This is a genomic window from Xanthomonas sp. JAI131, assembly GCF_013410075.1.
Classification (GTDB): Bacteria; Pseudomonadota; Gammaproteobacteria; order Xanthomonadales; family Xanthomonadaceae; genus Xanthomonas_A; species Xanthomonas_A bonasiae.
Window position 1 is genome coordinate 468,260 of the sequence record NZ_JACCCN010000002.1, and the last position, 19,963, is coordinate 488,222.

The window sequence follows — 19,963 nt, forward strand, 5'->3', positions numbered from 1 at the left end:
CCGCCCTTCTTTTCCATTCGCCCATCGCGCCGCATCCGGGCCGATGGCGTCACTTGCCTGCCGCCACGCCGGCAGGCTTTTCGCGTCCTGCGCACCTTTCGGAGACCGCCCGCTTGAACCACACCCGCCTCGCTCCCCTGGCCTTCGCCATCGCCGCCGCACTGGCCGCACCGGCCAGCGCCTTCGCCCAGCAAGTTCCCACGCCGCAGCGCGACGACGCGGCAGCGCCTGTGGCCGACGCCGGTGCATCCGCCAGCGGCCAGGCCACGCCCGCGGCGGTCCAGGAACTGGATGCGGTCAAGGTCACCGGCTATCGCGCCAGCCTGCAGAAATCGCTCAACATCAAACGCAACGCCGATGCGATCGTCGATGCTATCTCGGCCGAGGACGTCGGCAAGTTTCCCGCAGCCAATGTCGCCGAATCGCTGTCGCACCTGCCCGGGGTTAGCGTAGATCGCCAGTTCGGCGAAGGCGAGAAGGTCTCGATCCTGGGCACCGATCCGGCCCTGAACCGGGTCCTGCTCAACGGCCAGAGCATCGCCTCCACCAGTTGGGGCGGCGATCCGAACAATCCGGACAGCCGCTCGTTCAACTATTCGCTGCTGGCGCCGGAAGTGATCGGCAGCGCCGAGGTCTACAAGAGCCCGCAGGCCAGCATCGACGAAGGCAGCCTGGGCGGCACCGTGATCCTGCACACGCGCAAGCCGCTGGAACTGGACAGGAACCTGCTGACCGGCAGCGTCAGCTACGGCTACAACGACCGCTCCGAGGACGGCAAGCCCAACGCCTCGCTGCTGTACAACTGGAAGAACGACGCCGGCACGCTCGGCGTGCTCGGCTCGGTGATGCATTCGGAGCGCTCGCTGCGCCGCGACGGCGTGGAGATCTTCGGCTACAGCGACATCCAGGGCGCCGGCTTTCCCGACGCGGTCGCCGCCGGCAAGCAAGGGGTCTACCCCACCGCGATCAACAGCGCGCTGTTCACCCAGACCCGCAAGCGCGACGGCGTCACCGGCTCGCTGCAGTGGAAGCCGAACGATGCCTTCGAACTGACCTACACCGGCCTGTATGTCGAAGAGACCTTCGACAACGTCAACCAGAGCCGCTACGCCAACGTCGTGCCGGCCAACGCCACCGCGCTGGACGTGACCGACGGCGTCGCCACCTCGGGAGCCTATGGCGACAACGCCGAAACCATCCTCGATTCGTACGTGCGCAAGACCACGGTCAAGACCAGCAGCAACACCCTGCGCGGCGACTGGCACGGCGACGGCTGGAACGTTTCCGGCCAGGTCGGCGCGACCCGCTCGGCCGGCGGCGCCGACCGCATCTACGGCCTCACCTTCCGCGGCAACGGCGCCTACGACTACGCCATCGACCACCGCACCGTCGGCGTGGACTACGCCGTGCCGCCGTCGGCGCTGGAATCGATGTCGGTGCTGGGCGCCACCGTCAACCGCTATCCGAACCTGGACAAGGAGCGCTACGCGCAACTGGACTTCGACCACGACGTGGCCTGGGGGCCGATCACCAAGCTGCGCGCCGGGCTCAAGGCCACGCGCCACAGCACCGCGCAGGACATGTACTACGACAGCTTCCCCGCCGATCCGGACACCACGCTGGCCGCGGTCTATGGCGGCGGCACGCCCGGCGGCTACCTGGACGGCCTGTCGGTCAGCGACGACATGCGCCACTGGCCGCGGCAAAGCCCTGGCGCGCTGGTGGACTACGTCGGCGGCCTGCCCGGCAGCGACACGCTCGCCCCCAGCTACGGCAGCAGCTTCGACGTGGTCGAGCGCAACCGCGCGGCGTACCTGCAGGCGGATTTTTCTGGCTACAACTACCGCGGCAACATCGGCGTGCGCTACGTCAACACCCGCGACGCGATCGGCGGCTACCAGTACGACGGCAGCGCCTATGCGCCGGTGCGCTACAACAAGTCCTACGGCGAATGGCTGCCGTCGCTGAACTTCGCCTACGACCTGTCCGATGCGCTGATCCTGCGCGTGGCCGCGGCCAAGGTGATCGCGCGGCCGCGCTATGCCGACCTCACGCCCTACGTCAATGCCGACGACAACAAGCTCACCGCCAGCAGCGGCAATCCGGCGCTGGACCCGTACCGCTCCACCAATTACGGCGCGTCGCTGGAATGGTATTTCGCGCCCAACAGCGTGCTCGCCGGCGAACTGTTCTACCGCGACATCTCCAACTACATCCTGCAGACCCTGGTGCAGCAGCCGCTGCACAACAACACCTACGACCGCGAGGACATCTACGAGGTGACGCTGCCGCAGAATTCCGGCGCAGCCAAGGTCAAGGGCGTGTCGCTGAGCTACCAGCAGGAACTCGGCGGCGGCTTCGGCCTGGCGGCGAACTATACCTACTCCAAGGCCGACACCCAGGGCGACTACAACCTGCCCTACAACTCCAAGAACAGCTACAACCTCAGCCCCTACTTCGAGAAAGGGCCATGGGAGGCGCGGCTGACCCTGGGCTGGCGCTCGGCCTACTTCACCCAGATCGGGCGCCTGGGCGCGAACCAGATGACCGACGACTTCACCCAGCTCGATGCGTCGGTGTCCTACGCCGTCACCGACAAGGTCAAGCTGCAGCTGGAGGGGACCAACCTGCTGGACGAGACCTACTACAGCTACGTCGGCCAGGAGAGCCAGCCCTACTATCTGTACAAGAACGGGCGCGGCTACATGCTCAGCGTGCACTTCACGCTGTAGCCGCGGCGGCGCGGCGGCCGCGCAGGCGGTCGCCGCACTGCGATCGCAAAGTCGGTCAACCCGCGCGACGACGGCACAAAAACGACGCGGGAGCGGCACTGGGTGGTTTGGGGCCACCCAGCGACACTCCCGCAGTCGGTCGACAATCGCGGCGAGGAGGCGCTAGCGCTGCTGCTGCAGGAACCAGTTCGCCGCGCCGATCACCCCGAGCTGGCCGTGCTCCACCAGCTTCACCGGGATCTGCTCCAGCGCCGGGCGCATCGCGCCCTTGTTCAAATAGCGCTCGACGAAGGCGCTGGCGGCCAGGAACGCGCCGATCTGCGGCAGGAAGCCGCCGGCCAGGTAGATGCCGCTCTGGATGCCGTACAGCAGCGCCATATCGCCGACCACGCTGCCGAGCAGGCCGCAGAACGCCGACAGCGCTTCGTGCGCCAGCGCATCGTTGCCGCCCAGCGCCGCGGCGGTGACCTCGCTGGGCGAGGCATGCACCGGCGCGGCATCGTGCAGTTCGCACAACACCTTATAGAGATTGAGCAGACCGGGGCCGGACAGCAGGTGTTCCACCGGCACATAGCTGCGCGTGCGCAGCAGCCGTTGTGCGATCGCCATTTCCAGTTCGCTGCCGATCGGCAAGGCCGCGTGTCCGGCTTCGGTGGCCAGCACGACTGCGCCGCCATTGGTCGGAATCCACACCGCCGCGCCGAGCCCGGTGCCCGGGCCGATCACCAGCGCCGGTCCGCGCTGCGCCTTGCGCGGGCCGGTCACATGCAACACTTCGCTGGCATCCATCGACGAGGCGGCATAGGCCACCGCTTCGAAATCGTTGACCAGGTGCAGCGCCTGCATGCCCAGGCGCTCGCGGATCTCCGGCGGCGACAGGCTCCACGGCAGATTGGTGGTGATCACCCTGCCGTCTTCCAGCGCATAGCCGGCGCTGGCGATCACGCCACGGGTCGGCGCCGGACCCGGCACGCCGGACAGGAACTCGCCGATGATCTCGGTCAGGCCCGGATAGTCGGCACAGCGGTACTTGCGATAGTCCAGCACCTTGACCGTCTGCACGCTGTCGGTGGCGTCGCCGCGCGACACCAGGCCGATACGTACATGGGTACCGCCGACGTCGGCGGCGATGAAAGGCTCGGCGCGCGGCCCGGCCGCTGCCACTGGTGAACTGCTTGCGGACACGTATTCTCCCGTTGCGCCCCACAGGGCGCAGCCGATGGGCCTGTTGATCGATCGAGTTTCAGACCACCTTGACAACGTTGTCAAGATGAAATTCACCCAAATGTCGCTCTACCGTCACTGCTTCCACGATAAGCCATCGCGGCCGATTCGTCGCCTTATTCCGACAGGACACCGACATTGCCGATGGAGCGCCCGAAAGCCGATGCGAACGGCGGGCGGAAATTCGCCGCAATGCACAAATTCTGGGATGCAGGTCTTGCTGTCGCGCGTCGCAGCCCAGCGGACATGCCGCCACCAATGCGCCGCCGGACCACCTTCCCAGCGTGGATTTCCTTTGCCAGACAAGCACCTACGCAGCGACCCGGAAACTAAGCAGGTTCATCTTCGGCACCTGTCGTCGCATCCGTGCCGAGAATTGTCAAAATCCCGTGAAGTAAGTGTTGACAACGCTGTCAACGCTATTACAGACTCGGTCGCATACAAGTTTTACATCTTCAAGACACGCCACGTTCAGGGACACCGGGCAGCGCCACCTCGCGATCCGGTGCCTGGCAGGCCGCGCTCAGGAGGTTTCCTGGCCGCGGCCCGCAACGGAAGGCGAACGGCTCCAACGCCGTGCACGGAACGGGACAGTCCCGTCCGCGCATCAGGCAACTGCAACTTGCACGGCTTTGCTGGATTTGGTTGTCACTCAACAGGAAACAAGGAAGGACCGGCGCCCTCGGTGCCGCCGGCCGGCTACTTCCGCGTCAACGACCGGACGACGCGCACCGAGACGCGATACGCGCAGCCACCGCAAGGTGTCGCGCAATCAACAGGCCGGGCAGCGGCCAGCACGCCGGAACATCGGTTGGCACCTCATGCCCATGTACTAACCCAGAGGTTTAGCCAATGAATAGCCGCACCACCACGTTAGCCATCAGCATCATGGCCGCGCTGTACCTGTCCGGTAATGCTATGGCGCAGGAAGCACCCGCTTCCAGCGCAGAATCGAAGAACGTCCAGGAGCTGGACACCATCACCGTCACCGGCTACCGCGCCTCGCTGGAGAAGAGCCAGGCGGTCAAGCGCTCGGCCAACTCCATCGTCGACGCGATCAGCGCCGAGGACATCGGCAAGTTCCCGGACACCAATGCCGCCGAGTCGCTGGCGCACCTGCCGGGCATCAGCGTGGACCGCCAGTTCGGCGAAGGCGAGAAGGTCAGCATCAACGGCACCGACCCGGCGCTGAACCGCGTGCTGCTCAACGGCCAGACCATCGCCTCGGGCGACTGGGGCGGCAACCCGTCCGACACCAGCGGCCGCACCTTCAACTACACCCTGCTGTCGCCGGAAATCATCGGCCTGATGGAGGTCTACAAGACCCCGGAAGCGCGCATCGACGAAGGCTCGATCGGCGGCACCGTGATCGTGCACACCCGCAAGCCGCTGGACCTGCCGAAGAACACCATCCGCGGCTCGGTCGGCTACAACTACAACGACCGCTCGGAAGAAGGCAACCCGCGCGGCTCGGCGCTGTGGAGCTGGAAGAACGACGACGAGACCTTCGGCGCGTTGATCTCCGCCACCCACGACAAGCAGGACATCTCGCGCGCCGGCATCGAGTTCTTCGGCTACACCACCGGCGCCAACATCCCCGCCACCGCCAATGTCACGGGCGACGGTGGTAACGTTGCTACTGCCAAGGTGCCGGCCGGCATCAACAGCGCCTACTTCCAGCAGACCCGCGAGCGCAACGGCCTGCAGGGCGCGCTGCAGTGGAAGCCGAACGAGCAGAACGAGTTCAACCTGACCGGCATCTACATCAAGGGCAAGTACAACAACTTCAGCGAGTCGCGCTACGTCTGTCCGGCGTGCAACAACGACCTGCAGAAGGTCACCAGCGCCAACGTCGAGAACGGCTACATCACCTCCGGCACCGTCACCGACGGCGCCGCCGGCCAGCCCTATGCCCAGCTCGACACCAACTATCGCGAAAGCACGGTCACCACGCAGAGCGTGAACCTGCGCCACGACTGGTACGGCGACAACTGGGTGTTCACCACCCAGGCCGGCACCACCAAGGCCACCGGCGGCAAGAACCCCGAGTACCTGATGAAGTTCCTGCTGCAGGACGGCGGCTACAACTTCAACTACGACGGCAGCCACACCGGCGTCACCTACGACAACAACAGCGCGTCCAACTGGGGCCTGGCGTCCGGCCAGCAGGCCGGCGGCGTCGAGTACACCACCACCCAGGACAAGGAAAAGTACTTCCAGTTCGATGCGGCCCGCGATCTGCAGTGGGGCCCGTTCAACAAGGTGCTGGTGGGCTACAAGTACATCAACCACGACAACGGCCAGAACTCGCGTGGCAATGCGATCTTCGCCAACCAGGACGTGCTGCTGACCGATTTCAGCCCGGGCACCACGCCGAGCGGTCTGTACGACGGCCTGGGCGCCAGCGGCGACCTGGTCAACTGGCCGACCGCCAACCTCAACTCGGTGCTCAAGTACCTGAAGTCGCTGCCGCAGGCGGCGCTGACGCCCAAGTACGGCCAGATCTACGACGTCAAGGAAATCACCAGCGACCTGTACGCGCAGATGAACTTCGAAGCCGGCAAGTTCCGCGGCAACGTCGGCCTGCGCTATGCCGATACCAAGGACAAGTCGCAGTACTACCAGACCAACGATGGCGGCACGACCTACACCTTCGAGCAGGTCAGCAACGAGTACAAGAAGCCGCTGCCCAGCTTCAACATCGCCTATGACCTGGACGACACCAAGGTGCTGCGCTTCTCCGCGGCCAAGGTGATGGCACGCCCGCGCTACAGCGACCTGGCCGGTTCGTTCTCGCTCAACAGCACCAGCGGCGACCTGACCGCCAGCGGCGGCAACCCGGACCTGAAGCCGTACGAGTCGACCAACTACGATCTGGCCGCCGAATGGTACTTCGCCCCGTCCAGCATGCTGTCGGCCGAGGTGTTCTACCGCGACATCAGCTCCTACATCGTCAGCACCACGACCACCGAGATCCTCAGCGACCCGACCAACGGCATCGTCAACCAGCCGTACAGCGTGACCCGTCCGGTCAACGCCACCGGCGCCAAGGTCAAGGGCGCGTCGCTGAACTACCAGCAGGCGTTCGGCTACGGCTTCGGCCTGCAGGCGAACTACACCTACGCCGAGTCCAGCTCCGAGGACGGCCTGAACCTGCCGTACCTGTCGCGCAACACCTACAACGTGATCCCGTACTGGGAAAACGGTCCGTGGATGGTGCGGGTGAACTACAGCTACCGCTCCAAGTACTTCACCCAGATCGGCCGCCTGGACTCGAACGTGTTCACCGACGAGTACAAGCAGCTCGACCTGACCGCCTCGTACGAGATCAACGACTGGATGAGCGTCAGCGTCAGCGCCACCAACCTGCTCGACTCCACGTACTACTGGTACAACGAGGTCAAGTACGCGCCGATCGGCATGTACAAGAACGGCCGCGGCTACCAGGCGCAGCTGAACTTCAAGTTCTGATGTAGGACTGGCGCGCCACCGACCCTCCACGGTGGCGCGCCCTTTTTTTGCCCGGCGGTTCGTTTGCGCCGGCATCGCGTTTTCTACAGAGGAGTGCAGTTCCATGACGTCCGAGACCCGCCTGCGCGCGGACCGATCCCGCCACGCCGGAGCTGTACGCAAGACTCTGGCAAGCAGCTTCTCCCTCATTCTCGCGTTGGCGGCCGTGTCCGCCGACGCCGCGGATGCGCCGTCGCCGACCGCGCCCACCGCCACCACCCTCAGTCCCGAACAGATCGACCAGCAGTGGCTGCAGGCCACCGCCAAGTACGCGCCCGAACGCGCGCGGCTGGTACGCGAAGCCGATGCCGGCGCGCGCAAGGGGCCGTTCCGCCCGGACTGGACCTCGCTGAAGCACTACCGTTCGCCCGGCTGGTACGACAACGCCAAGTTCGGCATCTTCATCCACTGGGGCGTGTTCTCGGTGCCGGCCTTCGGCAACGAGTGGTACTCGCGCAACATGTACCAACCCGACGCCAAGGACAGCCAGGACTACGCGCACCACCGCGAGAAGTACGGCCCGCAGTCCACCTTCGGCTACAAGGACCTGATCCCGCTGTTCACCGCGCCCAAGTTCGACCCGCAGGGCTGGGCCAAGCTGTTCCGCGAGGCCGGCGCGCGCTACGTGGTGCCGGTGGCCGAGCACCACGACGGCTTCGCGATGTACGACTCGCAGCTGTCGGACTGGACCGCGACCAAGATGGGCCCCAAGCGCGACGTGATCGGCGAGCTGTCCAAGGCGATCCGCGCGCAGGGCATGCACTTCGGCCTGTCCTCGCACCGCGCCGAGCACAACTGGTTCTTCGACGGCGGCCGCACGTTCGACTCGGACGTCAACGATCCGCGCTACGCCGGCCTGTACGGCCCGGCGCAGATCCGCCTGCGCGGCAAGGACGACGCCGACGTCGCCAACGACTGGACGCCGGTGTCGCAGGCGTGGCTGGACGACTGGCTGGCGCGCACCACCGAGCTGATCGACCGCTACGACCCGGAGCTGATCTACTTCGACTGGTGGATCGCGCACCCCACCTTCCGCAGCACCCTGCCGACCATGCTGTCGTACTACTACAACCACGGCGCCGCGCGCGGCGACGGGGTGGTGGTGAACTACAAGCTCGGCGCGTTCCCGGAAGGCGCCGGCACGCTGGACATCGAGCGCGGCCAGCTCACCGGCATCCATCCGACCCACTGGCAGACCGACACCTCGGTCAGCAACGCCTCGTGGGGCTATGTGGAGAACGACACCTACAAGACCCCGACCTTCATCGTGCACATGCTGGTGGACGTGGTCAGCAAGAACGGCAACCTGATGCTCAACATCGGCCCGCGCGCCGACGGCTCGATCCCGGACACCGAACGCGACATCCTGCTGTCGATCGGCAAGTGGCTGAAGACCAACGGCGAGGCGATCTACGACAGCCAGCCGTGGCGCACCTACGGCGAGGGCCCGACCGAAGTGGTCGGTGGCACCTTCCAGGACACCAAGACCAAGCCCTACACCGCCGAGGATTTCCGCTTCACCACCGGCCACGGCGCGCTGTACGTGATCGAGCTGGGCTGGCCGGCCGGCGGCAAGGCGGTGATCCGCTCGCTCACGCCCGCCGACGGCGTGCGCGGCGTGACCCTGCTCGCCACCGGCAAGAAGGTGCCGTTCGAACAGCGCGCCGACGGCCTGCACCTGACCCTGCCGGCCAAGCCCGCCGGCGAACACGCCTACGTGTTCCGCATCGACCTGCCCTCCCCCACCTCCACCCGCTGACGGATATTCCCCCGATGATGAAGCGATTCGCAGGGCTGCTGCTTGCCCTGGCCATGGTCTGCACCCCGGCCATGGCCAAGAACCCGACCGCGCTGTTCTATCTGATGAGCACGCAGAAATCGACCAACTCGTTCCTGGCCAACGTCGACAAGATCGACGTGCTGGTGCCGACCTGGTACGGCGTGGACCAGAACGGCCTGGTCAACGGCACCCCCAACGCGTACATCTACGACATCGCCAAGCGCAAGCAGCTGCGGGTGATGCCGATCCTGTCGATGACCACCGGCCGCGACGGCTTCCACAAGCTGATGCACGACGAGGACGCGAAGAAGCGCATGATCGCTTCGCTGCTGATCCACGGCAAAAAGAACGGCTACTACGGCTTCCAGTTCGATTTCGAGAACATCGCCTGGACCGACCGCGACGCCTACACGCTGATGGTCAAGCAGACCGCCGACGCGCTGCACAAGGCCGGCTTCAAGATGTCGGTGGCGGTGGTGCCGAACGCGCCCGGCTATGCCGAAGGCGGACAGTTCTCCAAGTGGATGTGGGAGTACTGGCGCGGCGCCTACGACCTGAAGGCGCTGGGCCAGGCGGTGGACCTGGTCAGCCTGATGACCTACGACCAGCACACCCGCTGGACCACGCCCGGCCCGGTCGACGGCATGGTGTGGATGAAGAAGCACCTGGACTACGCGCTGACCCAGGTGCCGAAGGAGAAGCTGTCGCTGGGCATCGCCACCTACGGCTACCGCTGGTACACCGGCAACCCGGTGAAGGAAGACGGCACCGAAGCATCGAACATCTCGGCGACCTACATCGACGCCGACGAGTCCTTCCCGCTGGCGATCGAGCAGAACGCCACCGTGCAGTGGGATGCGCAGGAGCAGGAGTCGTGGTTCTATTTCTACCGCGACGACATGCGCGAGTGGGTGTTCCGCCCGGATGCGCGCAGCTTCCGCGCGCGCTACGACCTGGTGAAGGAATACGGCCTGGAAGGCTTCAGCTGCTGGGTGCTGGGCGCCGAGGATCCGAAGGTGTGGGACGAGCTGCCGATCGCATCGCGCTGATCCGTTACGCGCCGATCCACTACGATAGGCGTCCGCACAGCACGAGGTAGACCGAATGATTGCAGCAGGTGCACGCCAGCGCACGCCACACCGCCCGACGACCGCCCCGGCGGGCGTCGCGGCGACGTCCCGCACCACGTGGCTGGGGCTTGCCCTGTTCGCCCTCACTGCCGTGCTGAGCGGCTGCGACCGCCAGGCCCCCGCCACGGCGGACACGGCCAAGCCCGCCGCAGCGCCCGCGCCGGCTGCGCCGAAACCGGTCAGCACGGCGCCGCTGCCGCTGATTCCGGCGCCGGCGCAGGTCAAGCGCGGCAGCGCCACGCTGACCATCGGCACCGGCAGCACGCTGTCGGTCCCGACCGACGACGAGGCGGCCATGCGCGTGGCCCGGCAACTGGCCACGCTGCTGGAAAAGACCCGCGGCCTGTCGCTGGAGGTGCGCGCCGAGACCATTCCGGCCAACGGCGCCATCCGCCTGCAGATGAACCCCAACGCCCCGGTGGAAGCGCCGGAAGGCTACGGGCTGGACGTGGACGGCAGCACCATGCTGATCCAGGCGCGCGACGAGCGCGGCCTGTTCTACGGCGCGATGAGCGCCTGGCAGCTGCTCACCCCCGATGCCGGCAAGGGCGAAGTGGACGTGCCCGAGGTCAAGATCCGTGACTGGCCGCGCTTCGGCTGGCGCGGCCTGCTGCTCGACGTGGCCCGCCACTTCCACGGCCCGGACACGGTCAAGCACGTCATCGATGCGATGGCCGAGCACAAGCTCAACGTGCTGCACCTGCACCTGACCGACGACCAGGGCTGGCGCATCGAGATCAAGCGCTATCCCAAGCTCACCGAGATCGGCGCCTGGCGTACCCCGCCTGGCGCAGGCACGCAGGGCGTGCCCGACCGTTACGGCGGCTTCTACACCCAGGACCAGATCCGCGACCTGGTCGCCTACGCCGCCGCGCGGCACATCACCATCGTGCCGGAACTGGACATGCCCGGGCATGCGCAGGCGGCGGTGGCGGCGTATCCGGAACTGGTCGGCGTGACCAAGCAGCGGCCGAAGGTGTCGGTGGACTGGGGCGTCAATCCCTACCTGTTCGACACCGACGAAAAGAGCATGACCTTCATCCAGGGCGTGCTCGACGAAGTGCTGCAGCTGTTCCCCTCGCAGTACATCCACATCGGCGGCGACGAAGCGGTCAAGGACCAGTGGGAGCGGTCGCCGGCGGTACGCGCGCAGATGCGCAAGCTCGGGGTCAAGGACGCGCACGCGATGCAGGGCTGGTTCAACCAGCAGCTGTCCGACTACCTGACCAAGCACGACCGACGCCTGATCGGCTGGGACGAGATCCTGGAAGGCGGCCTGCCGGCCAGCGCGTCAGTGATGTCCTGGCGCGGCGTCGACGGCGCGGTGACCGCGGCCAAGCAGGGCCACGACGTGGTGCTGGTGCCGGCCGGCTGGCTGTACCTGGACAACCTGCAGAGCGCACGCAGCGACGAGCCCAACGGCCGGCTGGCGGTGCTGCCGCTGCAGAAGGTCTACGAGTTCGATCCGGTCCCGGCCGCGCTCAGCGCCGAGGAAGCCAAGCACGTGCTCGGCGCGCAGGCCGCGCTGTGGGCCGAATACATTCCCTCGGCCTGGCATATCGACCACGCGCTGTTCCCGCGCCTGGGCGCGCTGGCCGAGGCGGCGTGGTCGCCGATGGCGGTGCGCGGCTGGGACGGTTTCCTGCAGCGCCTGCCGGCGCAGCTCAACCGCTACCGTGCGCTCGGCATCGACTATGGCGACGGCGCGTTCGCGCCGGACATCGCCATCCAGGGCGGCGACAACGCCGCGCTGGACAGCGGCAAGGCCAGCATCGTGCTCGGCAACCAGGCCAAGTTCGGCAGCTTCCGCTACACCACCGACGGCAGCGAGCCCAAGGCGGATTCGCCGCGCTACGCCAAGCCGTTCGAGGTGACCCTGCCGGTCACCGTGCGCGCGGCCACCTTCGCCGACGACGGCAGCGTGCTGGCCGCACCGCGTACCCGCATCCTCGACCGCCCCGGCCTGCTCAGCCGCGACACCCAGGGCCTGGGGTCCTGCGCCGACGGCAGCCTGGGCCTGCGCGTGCCGCTGCTGCCGGACATGCCGGGCAAGGACACGCCGGTGTTCAACATCGACCTGTTCGGCAGCTGCTGGCGCTACGCCGACGCGCGCCTGGACGGCATCGCCAGCATCCGCATCGATGCGGCGCGGCTGGCACGCAACTACGGGCTGGCGCACGAGCAGGCCAAGGTCAAGCAATACCCGGCCAAGACCGCGCACGGCGAACTGGAAGTGCGCCTGGGCGACTGCAAGGGCAAGCTGCTGGCGCGGATCCCGCTGCCAGGCGGCAAGGCCCTTGGCGAGCAGTTCTCGCTCGAAGCGCCGTTGCCCAAGCAAACCGGAACGCACGACCTGTGCCTGCGTTCGACCGCCCGCATCAACGGCCCGTACTACGCCATCGGCGCCGTCCACCTGATCGAAACCACCGCGCAGGCGCCCCCCGCCGCCGCGCGTTGACCCTGGAGACCCACGCATGACCCAGCCGCACCGCCGTCCCCGTTCCGCGCCGCGCGCGCGCTTCCCCGCCCGGCTCGGGCTGCTGCTGGCCATGGGCCTGCCGATGTTGGCCCAGGCGGCGGTGCCGGCGACGCTGTCGCTGCAACAGGGCTGGCAGGTGCGGCTGGCGCCGGGCGAGGCGCATGCCAAGGAGTTTCCGAAGGCCGCGCAGTGGCTGCCGGCGCAGGTGCCGGGCACGGTGCAGACCGACCTGATCGCGGCCGGGGTGGTGCCCGATCCGTTCTATCGCGACAACGAAGCCAAGATCCAGTGGGCCGGGTTGAGCGACTGGCAGTACCAGACCCGCTTCAAGGCCGACGCCGCGCTGCTCGCGCGCGAGCACGTGGAACTGGTGTTCGACGGCCTGGACACCTACGCCGAGGTCTACCTCAACGGCAAGAAGCTGCTCGCCGCCGACAACATGTTCCGGCAGTGGCGGGTCGACGCCAAGCCGCTGCTCAAGCGCGGCGACAACGTGCTGGAAGTGCGGCTGTTCTCGCCGATCAAGAAGATCCAGCCGTGGCTGGCCAAGCAGCCGTACGCGCTGCCCGGCGCCTACGACTCGGCCTTCGGCGACGAACCCGTCGCGCGGCACAGCTCCACCTACGTGCGCAAGGCGCCGTACACCTTCGGCTGGGACTGGGGTCCGCGCATCGTCACCGCCGGCATCTGGCAGGACGTGCGCGTGGAAGCCTGGGACGCGCTGCGCGTGGAAGGCCTGCACATCGCCCAGCAACGCGTCGATGCCGACGCGGCGCAACTGCTCGCGCAACTGGAGGTGCAGGCCGGCCGCAGCGGCGAGGTGCAGCTGGAGCTGGACGTGCTCGGCCCCGACGGCCAGCGCGTGGCGCAGCTGAGCCAGAAGGCGGTGCTCGATCCGGGCAGCAACACGCTCACCGTGCCGGTGCGCATCGCCAAGCCGCAGCGCTGGTTCCCCAGCGGCTACGGCAGGCAGGACCTGTACACGTTCAAGGCGCGCATCCGCGACGCCGCCGGCGACAGCTACGCCACCCAGCGCGTCACCGGCCTGCGCAGCGTCGAGCTGCGCCGCGACACCGACAAGTGGGGCAAGGGCTTCGCGATCGTGGTCAACGGCATCCCGGTGTTCGCCAAGGGCGCCAACCTGATCCCGTTCGACAGCTTCCCCAGCCGGGTCGATGCGGCGCGCATGCGCGGCATCCTGCAATCGGCGCGCGACGCCAACATGAACATGCTGCGCATGTGGGGCGGCGGCCACTACCAGCCGGACAGCTTCTACGAGGATGCCGACCGTCTCGGCATCATGATCTGGCAGGACTTCATGTTCGGCGGCGCGATCCCGCCCTACGACGTGGCGTTCCGCGAGAACACCCGCGCCGAGGCCGAAGCGCAGGTCAAGCGCCTGGGCGACCACCCCAGCATCGTGATCTGGTGCGGCAACAACGAAGTGCAGACCGGCTGGGAGAACTGGGGCGACCGGGTCAAGTTCAAGCAGTCGATCGATCCGGAAGAACGCAGCCGCATCGAACGCGGCATGACCACGCTGTTCGGCACCGTGCTGCGCGAAGCGGTGAGCAAGTACGACAGCGACACCCCGTACTGGGCTACTTCGCCCGGCACCGACTTCGACGGCGCCGCCGACCAGCCCGACGACGGCGACATGCACTACTGGAAGGTCTGGGGCGGCCCGGCGCTGCCGGTCACCGAATACCTCAACGTGACCCCGCGCTTCATGTCCGAATACGGACTGCAGTCGTTCCCGGAGATGCGCACCATCCGCGCCTTCGCCGAACCCGGCGACCTGCAGCCGGAATCGCCGGTGATGCGCGCGCACCAGAAGTTCGACAAGGGCAACGGCAACCAGCGCCTGCTGCTGTACATCCGCCGCGAATTCGGCGAGCCCAAGGACTTCGAGAGCTTCGTCTACCTGAGCCAGCTGATGCAGGCCGAGGGCATCGCCCTGGCCGCCGAGCACCTGCGCGCGTCGCGGCCGCAGTCGATGGGCTCGCTGTACTGGCAGCTCAACGACGTGTGGCCGGGCGCGTCCTGGTCGAGCCTGGACTACTTCGGCCGCTGGAAGGCGCTGCATTACCACGCCAAGCGCTTCTACGCGCCGGAGCTGATCGCCGCGCTGCGCAACGACAAGGGCCAGACCGAGGTGACGCTGGTGTCCGACCGCACCGTGCCGCTGGCCGCGCGCTGGCGCATGCGGGTGATGGACGTCTCCGGCAAGGTGCTGAGCAAGAGCGAGAAGCCGGTGACCCTGGCGCCGCTGTCCAGCGTGCGCGTGGGCAGCTTCAGCGATGCGCAGCTGCTGCGCCGCGCCGATCCCAAGCGCAGCGTCGCGGTATTCGAACTGCTCGACGGCGCGCGCGTGCTGTCGCGCAACCTGGTGTTCTTCGATGCAGCCAAGAACCTGCATCTGCCCAGCCCTGATATCCGCAGCGAGCTGCGCGCCGACGGCGACGGCTACACACTGACCCTGACCAGCACCACGCTGGCGCGCGAGGTATGGCTGGCGTTCGGCGATCTGGACGCCACGCTGTCCGACAACGCCTTCGACCTGCTGCCGGGCGAGCCGCTGACCGTGCACGTGCGCAGCAGCGCCACGCTGGAACAGCTGCGCGGCGCCCTGCAGGTGCGCGATCTGGCCGCCACGCTGGCCGGTGCGCCGCCCGAGCCGGCGGAGGCGAAGTGATGCGGAGGGCAACGACACTGCACCAGGAAATCCGGGGAACCATGAGCGGTTGCGCGCGACGCGATGCGGACAGCGCACGGTCGCGGCTGAAGCCGCTCCTACAGGGGATTTTGCGGGGGTTGTCTCTGCTTGGGTTGGCCGCTGCGCCGCTCGCCCATGCCGACGACGCCGAGGACCGCGCCGCCGCGCTGGTGGCCAAGATGACGCGCGAGGAAAAGGTCGCGCAGGCGATGAACGACGCACCGGCGATCCCGCGCCTGGGCGTGCCGGCCTACGAGTGGTGGAGCGAGGGCCTGCACGGCATCGCCCGCAACGGCTACGCGACCGTGTTCCCGCAGGCGATCGGCCTGGCTGCGACCTGGAACACCGCCCTGCTCGAGCAGGTCGGCACCGTGACCTCGACCGAGGCGCGCGCCAAGTTCAACCTCGCCGGCGGCCCCGGCAAGGACCACCCGCGCTACGCCGGGCTGACCATCTGGTCGCCGAACATCAACATCTTCCGCGACCCGCGCTGGGGCCGCGGCATGGAGACCTACGGCGAGGATCCCTACCTCACCGGGCAGCTGGCGGTGGGCTTCATCCACGGCCTGCAGGGCGACGACCTCAGCCACCCGCGCACCATCGCCACGCCCAAGCACATCGCCGTGCACAGCGGCCCGGAACCCGGCCGCCACGGCTTCGACGTGGACGTGTCGCCGCGCGACCTGGAAGCGACCTATACCCCGGCATTCCGCGCCGCCATCGTCGACGGCCGTGCCGGCTCGGTGATGTGCGCCTACAACTCCTTGCACGGCACCCCGGCCTGCGCCGCCGACTGGCTGCTCAACGGCCGCCTGCGCGGCGACTGGGGCTTCAAGGGCTTCGTCGTCTCCGACTGCGATGCGGTCGACGACATGACCCAGTTCCATTATTTCCGCGCCGACAACGCCGGTTCCTCCGCCGCCGCGCTCAAGGCCGGCCACGACCTCAACTGCGGCCACGCCTATGCCGAACTGGGCCATGCGATCGAGCGCGGCGAGGCCGACGAAGCCCTACTCGACCGCTCGCTGGTGCGGCTGTTCGCCGCGCGCTACCGGCTCGGCGAACTGCAGCCGCAGCGCAAGGACCCGTACGCACGGCTGGGCGCCAAGGACGTGGACAGCGCCGCGCACCGCGCGCTGGCGCTGCAGGCCGCGCAGCAATCGCTGGTGCTGCTGCAGAACCGCAACGCCACCCTGCCGCTGAAGCCAGGCCTGCGGCTGGCGGTGATCGGCCCCAACGCCGACGCACTGGCCGCGCTGGAAGCCAACTACCAGGGCACCTCGGCCGCACCGGTGACGCCGCTGCTGGGCCTGCGCGAGCGCTTCGGCGCCGCGAACGTCAGTTACGCGCAAGGCGCCCCGCTCGCCGCCGGCGTGCCCGGCATGATCCCGGAGACCGCCCTGCGCAGCGACGGCAAGCCCGGCCTGCGTGGCGAGTATTTCGACAACGTCGATCTGGCCGGCACGCCGCGCACGCAACGCCAGGACCGCGTGGTCAGCTTCAACTGGGACCACGTGGCGCCGGCCAAGGGCGTGGACAAAGACCGCTACTCGGTGCGCTGGAGCGGCGAGCTGCTGCCGCCCGGGCCGGGCGACTACACCCTGGCGGTGCGCGTGGCGCGCTGCTTCGATTGCACCGGCCACGATCCGGTGCGGCTGTACATCGACGACAAGCTGGTCGTCGCCGGCAACGCCGAGGACAAGCACCTGCCGGCCGGCATGCACAACGCCGACGGCCGCAACGTCGAGACCGTGCTGCACTTCGACGACGCGCGCCCGCGCCGCATCCGCCTGGAACTGGAGCACCGCGGCCAGGACCAGGGCCTGCGCCTGGAATGGCTGGCGCCGGCCGCGCCGCAACTGGCCGAGGCCGAACGCGCGGTCGCGCAGGCCGATGCGGTGGTCGCCTTCGTCGGCCTGTCGCCGGACGTGGAAGGCGAGGAACTGCGCATCGATGTGCCCGGCTTCGACGGCGGCGACCGCAACGACCTCGCCCTGCCCGCGGCGCAGCAGGCGCTGCTGGAGCGCGCCAAGGCCAGCGGCAAGCCGCTCGTGGTGGTGCTGATGAGCGGCAGCGCGGTGGCGCTGAACTGGGCCAAGCAGCATGCCGACGCGATCGTCGCGGCGTGGTATCCGGGGCAGTCCGGCGGCACCGCGATCGCGCAGGTGCTGGCCGGCGACGTCAACCCGGGCGGCCGCCTGCCGGTGACCTTCTACCGCTCCACCAAGGACCTGCCGGCCTACGTCAGCTACGACATGAAGGGCCGCACCTACCGCTACTTCAAGGGCGAGCCGCTGTTCGCGTTCGGCAGCGGGCTGAGCTACACCAGCTTCGCCTACACCGCGCCGCAGCTGTCGGCGACGACGCTGCAGGCAGGCGCGCACCTGCAGGTGCGCACGCAGGTGCGCAACAGCGGCACGCGCGCCGGCGACGAAGTGGTGCAGGTGTACCTGGAATACCCGCAACGCGCGCAGTCGCCGCTGCGAACGCTGGTCGGCTTCCAGCGGGTGACGCTGCAGCCGGGCGAGTCGCGCGAGGTGCAATTCGACTTGACGCCGCGCCAGCTGAGCGATGTCGATCGCGCCGGCCAGCGCGCGGTGCAGCCCGGCGACTACCGCGTGTTCGTCGGCGGCGGCCAGCCCGGCACCGGCGCGCCCGGCGACGGGACCGCGTTTTCGATCCAGGGCAGCGCGCCCATCCCGCGGTAACCAGCGAATGCGCCACACCATTGCTTCCTGTAGGAGCGGCTTCAGCCGCGACCGGGTCTCACCGGTAACACCCGGTCGCGGCTGAAGCCGCTCCTACAGAAAAGCAAAGCAATGCGTCCACACGTATAAACCAGACCAGGAGTCACCCATGCCTTCCCGCCGCGATGTCCTCCAGCTGCTCGGCAGCGCCGCCGGCGCCGGCCTGCTCGCCAGCGCCGTGCCCGGCTTCGCCGCGTCCGGCGCAGCGGCGGCAGGCCTGCCCAGCAAGCGCCCCGCCCCGGCGCAACGGCGCTTCGTCAGCGCCGCGGTGGAAAAGCACCTGCGCACGGTCAAGGCCGGCATCGGCGATCCGCGCCTGGCCTGGCTGTTCGAGAACTGCTATCCGAACACGCTCGACACCACCGTGGAAATCGGCACCCGCAACGGCAAGCCGGACACCTTCGTCATCACCGGCGACATCGAGGCGCTGTGGCTGCGCGATTCCTCGGCGCAGGTGCATCCGTACGTGCCGCTGGCCAAACGCGACCCGGCGCTGCGGCGCATGTTCCATGGCCTGATCCAGCGCCAGGCCGCCTGCATCCAGCTCGACCCCTACGCCAATGCGTTCCTGCCCGACGGCAAGAGCCAGCGCCTGAAGTGGTCGGTGGCCGACATCACCGAGATGAAGCCCGGCGTCGGCGAGCGCAAGTGGGAAGTGGATTCGCTGTGCTACCCGATCCGGCTGGCGCACGAATACTGGCGCGCCAGCGGCGACGCCGCCCCGTTCGACGACGACTGGCGCGCGGCGATGCACGTGGTGGTCAAGACCTTCCGCGAGCAGCAGCGCCTGCACGACCGCGGCCCCTACACGTTCCAGCGCCCCTCGCCGCTGGCCACCGAGACCCTGGTGCTGGAAGGCTACGGCCAGCCGACCAAGCCCAACGGCATGATCCACTCGATGTTCCGCCCGTCCGACGACGCCTGCCTGTACCCGCTGTTCGTGCCGGCCAACCTGTTCGCAGTGACCTCGCTGCGCCAGCTGGCGACGATGAGCGAAGCGTTGCACCACGATGCCGCCTTCGCTGGCGAATGCCGCGCGCTGGCCGACCAGGTCGAGACCGCCACGCGCCAGTTCGGGCAGATGCGCGATGCCGACGGGCAGGCGTTCTGGGCCTACGAAGTGGACGGCTACGGCAACCAGCTGTTCATCGACGACGCCAACGCGCCGGGCCTGCTGAGCCTGGCCTACCTGGGCTGCTGCGACCGCCGCGACCCGCTGTTCCTGCGCACCCGCCAGCTGGCGTGGAGCGAGCGCAACCCGTACTTCTATCGCGGCCGCGCCGCCGAAGGCGTGGGCAGTCCGCACAGCGGCATGGGCACGATCTGGCCGATGTCGATCATGCAGTACGCGCTGGCCAGCGACGACGACGCGCAGATCCGCCAATGCCTGGCCTGGCTGAAGAGCACCGACGCCGGCAGCGGCTTCATGCACGAAGCCTTCGACAAGGACGACCCGAGCAAGTTCACCCGCGACTGGTTCGCCTGGGCCAACACCTTGTTCGGCGAACTGATCATCGACCTGCACCAGCGCAAACCGCACCTGCTGAAAGCCTGACCACCCCCAGCCCCTGTAGGAGCGGCTTCAGCCGCGACCGGATCTGACCGGCAACGCCAAGGTCGCAGCTGAAGCCGCTCCTACAAAAAC

General features: G+C 68.0%; 9 protein-coding genes. 8 read left to right on the forward strand and 1 reads right to left on the reverse strand.

All coding sequences use genetic code 11. The features are described from left to right. Positions 1-113: 113 nt before the first annotated feature. The gene (locus HDC36_RS08845) at positions 114-2,732 is read left to right on the forward strand and encodes a TonB-dependent receptor (protein ID WP_179566389.1); all 2,619 of its coding nucleotides are present in this window, start codon (positions 114-116) and stop codon (positions 2,730-2,732) included. A gap of 162 nt (positions 2,733-2,894) precedes the next feature. Here the strand turns inward: HDC36_RS08845 and HDC36_RS08850 are convergent, their stop codons facing one another. Next, positions 2,895-3,917, reverse strand: coding sequence for a glucokinase family protein (locus tag HDC36_RS08850; RefSeq protein ID WP_179566391.1), 1,023 nt, complete (start codon positions 3,915-3,917; stop codon positions 2,895-2,897). 891 nt (positions 3,918-4,808) lie between these two features. Here HDC36_RS08850 and HDC36_RS08855 point away from each other — a divergent pair. The 7 genes from HDC36_RS08855 to HDC36_RS08885 all read left to right on the forward strand — a co-directional run bounded on the left by HDC36_RS08855 (position 4,809) and on the right by HDC36_RS08885 (position 19,873). Next, positions 4,809-7,427 (forward strand): TonB-dependent receptor, encoded by a 2,619-nt coding sequence (locus HDC36_RS08855; protein WP_179566393.1) that lies wholly within the window; start codon positions 4,809-4,811, stop codon positions 7,425-7,427. 103 nt (positions 7,428-7,530) lie between these two features. Further along, positions 7,531-9,225, forward strand: a complete 1,695-nt coding sequence (locus HDC36_RS08860; protein WP_179566395.1) for an alpha-L-fucosidase — start codon at positions 7,531-7,533, stop codon at positions 9,223-9,225. A gap of 14 nt (positions 9,226-9,239) precedes the next feature. Next, the gene (locus HDC36_RS08865) at positions 9,240-10,295 is read left to right on the forward strand and encodes a glycosyl hydrolase family 18 protein (RefSeq protein ID WP_179566397.1); all 1,056 of its coding nucleotides are present in this window, start codon (positions 9,240-9,242) and stop codon (positions 10,293-10,295) included. A 55-nt stretch (positions 10,296-10,350) separates the two neighbouring features. Further along, entirely contained in the window at positions 10,351-12,834 is a 2,484-nt protein-coding gene (locus HDC36_RS08870) for a family 20 glycosylhydrolase (RefSeq protein WP_179566399.1), read from the forward strand. A 16-nt stretch (positions 12,835-12,850) separates the two neighbouring features. Continuing rightward, entirely contained in the window at positions 12,851-15,550 is a 2,700-nt protein-coding gene (locus HDC36_RS08875; protein WP_179566401.1) for a glycoside hydrolase family 2 protein, read from the forward strand. Continuing rightward, positions 15,550-18,279: a glycoside hydrolase family 3 C-terminal domain-containing protein gene (locus HDC36_RS08880; protein ID WP_179566403.1), complete on the forward strand. Its 2,730-nt coding sequence runs from the start codon at positions 15,550-15,552 to the stop codon at positions 18,277-18,279. The genes HDC36_RS08875 and HDC36_RS08880 overlap by 1 nt, the downstream gene beginning before the upstream one ends. A 148-nt stretch (positions 18,280-18,427) precedes the next feature. Beyond that, the gene (locus HDC36_RS08885) at positions 18,428-19,873 is read left to right on the forward strand and encodes a glycoside hydrolase family 125 protein (RefSeq protein WP_179566405.1); all 1,446 of its coding nucleotides are present in this window, start codon (positions 18,428-18,430) and stop codon (positions 19,871-19,873) included. Positions 19,874-19,963: the final 90 nt, after the last annotated feature.